The organism is Rhodoplanes roseus, assembly GCF_003258865.1.
In the GTDB taxonomy this organism is placed as follows: Bacteria; Pseudomonadota; Alphaproteobacteria; order Rhizobiales; family Xanthobacteraceae; genus Rhodoplanes; species Rhodoplanes roseus.
The window spans coordinates 1-6,810 of record NZ_NPEX01000293.1; the positions used below are offsets into that span (position 1 = coordinate 1).

Consider the following 6,810-nt stretch of genomic DNA (forward strand, 5'->3'; position numbering starts at 1 on the left):
CCGATGTTCATCATGATGGGCGCGGCGATCGGCTCGTCGCCGGCCGGGCGCGACCTCTACGTCGCGCTGGATCGCTGGCTCTATCGCGTGCCGGGCGGGCTCGTCGTCTCCAATCTCGGCGCCTGCGCGCTGTTCGCCGCGCTCACCGGCTCGTCGCCGGCGACCTGCGCGGCGATCGGCAAGATGGGCATCCCGGAGATGCGCAAGCGCGGCTATCCGGCCGAGATCGCCACCGGCTCGATCTGCGCCGGCGGCACGCTGGGGATCCTGATCCCGCCGTCCATCACCTTCATCCTCTACGGCATCGCCACCGAGACCTCGATCGGCCGCCTGTTCCTGGCCGGCGTGATGCCGGGGTTCCTGCTCACCGGCCTGTTCATGGCCTGGACCATCTTCTACATCTGGTGGAAGGGGTTCCGCGCCTATGCGCCGGAGTTCCGCTACTCGTGGACCGAGAAGCTCTCCTCGATCCCCAAGGTGGCGCCGTTCCTCGCCATCGTGGCCGGCGTCATGGTCGTGCTGTACGGGGGCATCGCCACGCCGTCCGAGGCGGCCGGCGTCGGCGCCGCGCTCTGCGTGGTGCTGGCCATCACCATCTACCGCATGTGGAGCCCGAAGGACTGGTGGCGCATCCTCCGCGAGACGACGCGCGAGTCGGTGATGATCCTGATGATCATCGGCACCGCCGTGCTGTTCGGCTACATGCTCAGCTCGCTCTACATCACCCAGACGCTGGCCCAGGCGATCGCCGAGGCCGACGTCAACCGCTGGGTGCTGATGGCGATGATCAACGTGTTCCTGCTGGTCGCCGGCTGCTTCATCCCGCCGGCCGGCGTCATCCTGATGACCAGCCCGATCCTCCTGCCGATCATCACCCAGGCCGGCTTCGATCCGGTGTGGTTCGGCGTCATCGTCACCATCAACCTGGAGATCGGCCTGATCACGCCGCCGGTCGGCCTCAACCTGTTCGTCGTCAACGCCATCGCGCCCGACGTGCCGACCCGCACCGTTCTGCTCGGCTCGATCCCCTATGTCGGCGCCATGGTCCTGGCGCTGCTGATCCTGTGCACCTTCCCGGAGATCGCCACCTGGCTGCCCGACACGCTGATGGGCCCGGCGACCGCCGGCCGGTGAGCGGAGATCGGACCATCCCCCGCGCCCCGCTCGTCTCGACGCACGCGCCCCGAGCCGATGTCGTTTCGGATTGCGGCCGCTCCGTGACGGTTCCGTCCGGCGGCGCGATGCTGTCGTGCCGCGGTGCGGGGTGAAATTTCACGCCCGGCCTGCTATCCTGCGAGGCTAGTCACCGGTCGCCACGGGCGGCCGCGGTCCCACAGGACGAGGCAGATGAACACGTCTTTCTTCGGCGAGCTGTTGCAGACGATCAGCGAGCGCGGCCGCGGCTTGCTCGAGCGCCGGCGCGAGCCGCCGGGCCAGGCCCGCTCCGAGAGCCTGGCGGATCTCTGCGAATCGCTGCTCACCGGCCGCGGCGAGGCGTCCGGCACGGCGCTGGCGCGCGAGATCCTGCAGCGCTACGAGGAGCTCAAGACCGGCCCGCGCATCGCCTTCTTCGAGGCGCTGGCGACCCGCTTCGGCCCCGACCGGCAGAAGCTCGACAAGGCCATGCAGGCCTTCCAGGCGGACCCCAGCGACGTCACGGCGCACGTGCTGCACATCGCCGCCGAGCCGCGCCGGCAGGAGCTGTTCCGCCGCCTCAACCTGGCGCCGCAGGGCACCGCCGCGCTGGTGCGCATGCGCGAGCATCTGCTCGCCGCTATGACGCGGCGCGGCGACCTGGAGCCGATCGACGCCGACTTCCGCCACCTCTTCGCCTCGTGGTTCAACCGGGGCTTCCTGGTGCTGCGACGGATCGACTGGTCGACCCCCGCCGTCGTGCTGGAGCGCATCATCCGCTACGAGGCCGTGCACGAGATCCGCGACTGGAACGATCTGCGCGCCCGCATCGACCCGCCGGACCGGCGCTGCTACGCCTTCTTCCATCCCGCCATGGTCGACGATCCGCTGATCTTCGTCGAGGTGGCGCTGGTGCGCGACATCCCGGGCGCGATCGGCCCGATCCTCGCCACCGAGCGCGAGCCGATCGATCCGGACCGCGCCACCACGGCGGTGTTCTACTCGATCTCCAACTGCCAGCGCGGCCTCGCCAGCGTCTCCTTCGGCAGCTTCCTGATCAAGCAGGTGGTCGCCGACATCTCGCGCGACTATCCGCGGCTGTCGACCTACGTCACGCTGTCGCCGGCGCCGAATTTCGCCTCCTGGCTCAAGCGCGAGCGCACCGCCGAGGCCTCGATGCTGAGCGACGCCGACCGCGTCGCCCTCGCTCGCCTCGACGAGGACGGCTGGTGGGAGAACAAGGCGACGCTGGAGGAGGTGCGCGACCCGATGCTGCGCGCCGCCGCCAACTACTACGTCAACGGCCGCGACCGCCGCGGCCGCCCGGTCGACTCGGTCGCCCGCTTCCATCTCGGCAACGGCGCCCGGCTGGAGCGGCTGAACTGGCCGGCCGACCTCTCGGCCCGCGGCCGCGAGCAGTCCTACGGGCTGATGGTCAACTATCTCTACGACCTCGGCGACATCGAGAAGAACCACGAGGCCTATGCCGAGAGCCGCACCGTGATCGCCGCCAACGGCGTGCGCAAGCTGGCCAGGCCGGCCCGCGCGCTGGTGCCGACCAAGCTGATCGGCGGCGACTCCAAGGCCGCCGCCAAGGCGCCGGGCAAGCCCGCCGACCCGAAGGTGCTGCCGAAGCCCGCCAACGACAGCGCGGCGGCCGAGCCAGCGGCCGAGGCCAAGCCCGCGGCGCAGCCCGGCAAGGCGCCGGCCGACAGCGCCAAGACGACGGAGAAGACGGCCGAGAAGACGGCCGAGACGGCGAGCGAGAAGCCGGTCGACGTCCCGACGACGGCGTGAGGGGCATCGTGCGGGTCAGGCGCCGACCGCGCTCCGACCCGCCGCCGCCGGCCACACACAGGTCGCGACCGCGCCCGCGGCGAGCGTCTGCCTCGCCGTGCGGCCGTCGCACCGGATGTCGAAGCGCGTCTCCTCGCCGCGGTCGTTGAGGACCAGCAGAACCAAGCGGCCGTCCGGCGTCGCGAAGGCGACGTTGGGCAGCGCCTCGACCGCGGTGGAAAACACCCGCACCGACCCCGGCGGCACGAAGCGCGCCAGATGCGCGATCACGTAATACGAGACGTTGCGCACGATGTCGGCGCCGTCGATGGTTAGCGCGCCGACGCAATGGGCGGAGCCGCGCGGCGTGTGCGGCCCGTGCGCGGGATCGCCGGCGAGATTCCATTCCAGCACGGCCCGGCCGCCGTTGCGGATGGTGCCGACCAGCACGTTGCGCACATGCCAGGCGAGGTCGCCCCCGAAGCTGCCGTCGTCGCCGACCCATTGCTCGGTCAGGTACATCTTCAGGCCGGGATGCCGGGCCGCGACCGTCCCCAGGACGTCGGGCGTTCCCGCATAGAGATGCCAGGCCACCCCGCTGACGAATGTTTTGGCCCGCGGGTCGGCCAGCACGGCGAGCGGATAGTCGGGCCGGTCGCAATTGTGGTCGTGGCAGAACAGCTCGACGTCGCCGAGGCCGGCGTCGCGCAGCGCCGGCCCGAGATGATCGCCGATGAACGCCGCCTGCTCGGCCGCGGTCATGATCATGCTCGGCTCGTTCTTGACGTTCAGCGGCTCGTTCTGCGGCGTCAGGGCGACGACCGGGATGCCGCGCGCCCGCATGCCGCGGACGAACGCCACCAGATAGGCGGCGTAGCTGCGGTAGCACTCGGGCCTCAGACTGCCGGCGACGAAGCTGCCATTGGTCTTCATCCAGGGCGGCGCCGACCACGGCGTCGCCAGGACGCGCACGCCCGGCCCGATCGCCAGGATCTCCTTGAGCAGCGGCACCACGTCGGCGTCGCCGGCGTCGAGGCTGAACCGCGTCAGCTCCGGATCGGTCTCGCCCGGCGGGCAGTCGTCGAGCGAAAAGGCGGTGCGGCTGAGATCGGTCGCGCCGATGCCGATGCGCAGCAGGCTGATCCCGATGCCGCCGCCGAGCGTCGAGAACAGCTCGATCAGCAGGGCCTTGCGGTCGTCCGGCGCGAGCCCGCGGATCAGCTCGGCGCTGCCGCCCGTCAGGGCGAAGCCGAACCCGTCGATGACCTGATGGCGCTCGGCGGGGCGGACATCGAGGACGGCGTCCGCCGGCCGATCGGAGTTTTCAGGACGGCCGCGTCGCGGAGCGAGCAGCCGGGACCGGTCGGCCGTCGTCGTCCACGTCTCGACCGTGAAAGCGCCCGCCTCCGCGTCGTCCATCGCCGCGCCGCATCCGTCGTGCCCCGACGGTCGTCATATCCGGCGGACGCCCCAGGCTCCATCCGTCGAAACGCGACCACCGGGGCGGGGCGCGGCGGGTGTCAGGCGTCCTCGGCCTCGCGGCCGGCCGCGATCACGGCGAGCAGCCGGCGGGCGCCGAAGCGGTCGCGCGGGTCGAGCTCGGCGACCTTTTGCAGCGCGCTGCAGCCCTCCTCGGTGCGGCCGAGCCGCACGCCGGCATAGCCCCAGGCGAGCAGCGCCTGCAGGTAGAGGCTCGGCGCCTCGTCCAACCCGGAGAACGCCGCGTCCTCGGGGGCCACCAGCCGCCAGTCGGTCGCCACGTTGAGGCGTCGCGCCATCCTCACGACGATCTCGGCGGCGTGCGGCCGCGCCTCGGCGAGACGGTGGTTGTAGAAATAGAACCGGTAGGCGGCGAGCCGCGCCTCGAAGCTGTCGGGCGCCGCCGCCACAGCCTCCTTCACGGCCGCCTCGGCCGTGTCCGGATCGGACCGCGCCGACCGCGCGCCCGCCAGCAAGGTCGTGACCGGATCGCCGTGGTCCTCGCCCATTTCCACGTCCCGGCCCTCCTTGCAATCTCCTCCGCCCCGCGTCATCGCCTGTAATCTCCGTGACCCGGAGCCGACGCTAAACCGGCCAGCGCCGGCCGTTTACGGCGGGTCAACGCGCTATGCAAAACTTCCCCAACCATGCCTCTGCGGCCACGGTACTCCGCCCTACAGCAATTTAATTTGGGTCGAACAAATCACGGGTCGTCTTGTCGCGAGTTTTTGAGAGACCCAAACCAAGATGCAGGCATGGATGTTTTACCGAGCCCAACCCGCTAGCTCCTTCGAAGTGAGCCCATCCCCCGTTAGGCATATGGACGCTTACTATCTCGGCTCCGCACACAGGACAGGAATGTCGGTAGCTGTCGCTCTTAACAGCCGCCCCCAATTCGCGGAACTCATAACACTCACGAACCTGGGTGGTGTGCCCTGACGCTGTCCGCCGTGGATGCGTTCTACGCCTTACCCATCGACCACTCATGTACGTCGATCTCTCGGGTGAGCAAACATTGGTGTCTATTGTAGCATTCTCCTCAACGGCATCAAAGCACCACACGCTCTTAAACGCTCATTCGTTCCCATATGGATGAGGCGGCCAAATTCATTCAATTGAGCAATTTACACTAAACCGAAGAAGCACACTTGTGCTCCTTACCTAACATCGTTTCGTCCGAGAGTTTCACGAGAGCTATCGCGCCAGCGCGTTGGCGCGCGACACCTCGCCTCAACCGGTCGCGGCGCTCTGCACTGTATCCTCTCCGTCCATCGGAGATTACAGCAATCTCACATCCAGCACGAACGGGTCGGCCGACAGAAGCATGATGCGCGCCGCGTCGGGGTGGCCGTGGTTGATCAGCACTGTCAGGTCCGGCGAGCCGTCGAGCGGGACGACCGCGGAGGGTACGCGCAGGAGCGGCGTTCCGCGCGCATCGTGCCAGCGGTCGCCCCGCTGCTGGGTCGACGTCTCCTCGCGCCGCCATCCCGGCGGAAGCTCCGACAGGGCGACGGAGTCGGCGTCGAGATCGTCGGGCGCCTCGTAGCGCAGCATCACCAGGTCGGGCAGCAGCGCCGGATCCGCGACATGCACCAGCTTCTCCAGCACGCACAGCGCCGGCGAGGTCGCGCAATAGGTGACGGCGTGACCGGCCGTGTTCCACCGCCCGTCGAACGCGAGGCCGTAGCCGCCGTCGAAGGCGCGGGCGTGCCGCACCCCGGAGAGGCGCCAGAGAATCATCAGGCGGCGGCGCCCCAGGCGATCTTGGCCAGGACGGTCTCGACGAGGCGCGCGCCGGCTTCGGTCCGGGCGATGTCGAGCGGGGTCTCGCCGCCGAGCGCGGCGAGCGGACGCCGCAGCCAGAGCGCCGCCTTGTCGGTGCCGCCGAAGGTCTCTTCGGCGAGCGTCTGGATCCGCAGGAGCCGGACGGCGCGATCGGACTCCTCGACCGTCAGCGGCTGCCGCCGGTCGGCCCGGTGCCGGCGTGTCCGCTGCGGGATGACGAAGCGCTCGATCTCCTGCTCGCTGAGGCCGGCCTGCGCCAGCCCGGCGAGCGCGACCAGCGGCAGGCGGCCCTGAACGACGAGCGCCAGATCGGCCTGCGACCGCACCGTCCGGCCGAGCACGGTGGGGCCCCCCAGCTTGCGGGCCACCTCCTCGATGACGCTCGCCACGACGGACCTCCTGGGTTCGGCAATCTGCCGTGGAAGATAACGGCAGATTGCCGAACAGCAAGGGCGCGAGCGGCCCACGCCCGCCGGATGCACGGGTCCAAGGCTGCACGGGTCCAAGGCTGCACGGCCGCACTATTGATTATATTCCTACTCGGCATTACAACCAATGCGTCCCGCTCCACGAGGGACGTCGACCGGTGACGTCGGGCGGCGGAGCGGGCCGGTGGCGAAGGGTGGCGGCGGTCGA

The 6,810-nt window shown here is 69.8% G+C and carries 6 protein-coding genes; 2 read left to right on the top strand and 4 right to left on the bottom strand.

Features of this window, described 5'->3' with window-relative positions; translation table 11 throughout:
- Together CH341_RS26135 and CH341_RS26140 are read left to right on the top strand one after the other, a co-directional pair.
- The coding region (locus CH341_RS26135; protein ID WP_111421893.1) for a TRAP transporter large permease at positions 1 to 1,134 on the top strand (1,134 nt) is incomplete at its 5' end.
- Positions 1,135 to 1,347: 213 nt separating this feature from the next.
- The gene (locus CH341_RS26140) at positions 1,348 to 2,931 is read left to right on the top strand and encodes a malonyl-CoA decarboxylase (protein WP_111421894.1); all 1,584 of its coding nucleotides are present in this window, start codon (positions 1,348 to 1,350) and stop codon (positions 2,929 to 2,931) included.
- A gap of 15 nt (positions 2,932 to 2,946) precedes the next feature.
- Here the strand turns inward: CH341_RS26140 and CH341_RS26145 are convergent, their stop codons facing one another.
- The 4 genes from CH341_RS26145 to parS form a co-directional block, all read right to left on the bottom strand.
- Positions 2,947 to 4,329, bottom strand: coding sequence for a glycoside hydrolase family 30 protein (locus tag CH341_RS26145; RefSeq protein ID WP_111421895.1), 1,383 nt, complete (start codon positions 4,327 to 4,329; stop codon positions 2,947 to 2,949).
- 101 nt (positions 4,330 to 4,430) lie between these two features.
- Positions 4,431 to 4,904 (bottom strand): hypothetical protein, encoded by a 474-nt coding sequence (locus CH341_RS26150; protein WP_146604628.1) that lies wholly within the window; start codon positions 4,902 to 4,904, stop codon positions 4,431 to 4,433.
- 763 nt (positions 4,905 to 5,667) lie between these two features.
- Positions 5,668 to 6,129: an RES family NAD+ phosphorylase gene (locus CH341_RS26155; RefSeq protein ID WP_111421897.1), complete on the bottom strand. Its 462-nt coding sequence runs from the start codon at positions 6,127 to 6,129 to the stop codon at positions 5,668 to 5,670.
- Positions 6,129 to 6,563 carry a type II RES/Xre toxin-antitoxin system antitoxin gene (parS, locus tag CH341_RS26160; RefSeq protein ID WP_245431258.1) on the bottom strand — a complete coding sequence of 145 codons (435 nt, stop codon included), beginning with the start codon at positions 6,561 to 6,563 and terminating at the stop codon, positions 6,129 to 6,131. Before parS ends, CH341_RS26155 begins: the two co-directional genes overlap by 1 nt.
- Between the last annotated feature and the right edge of the window lie 247 nt (positions 6,564 to 6,810).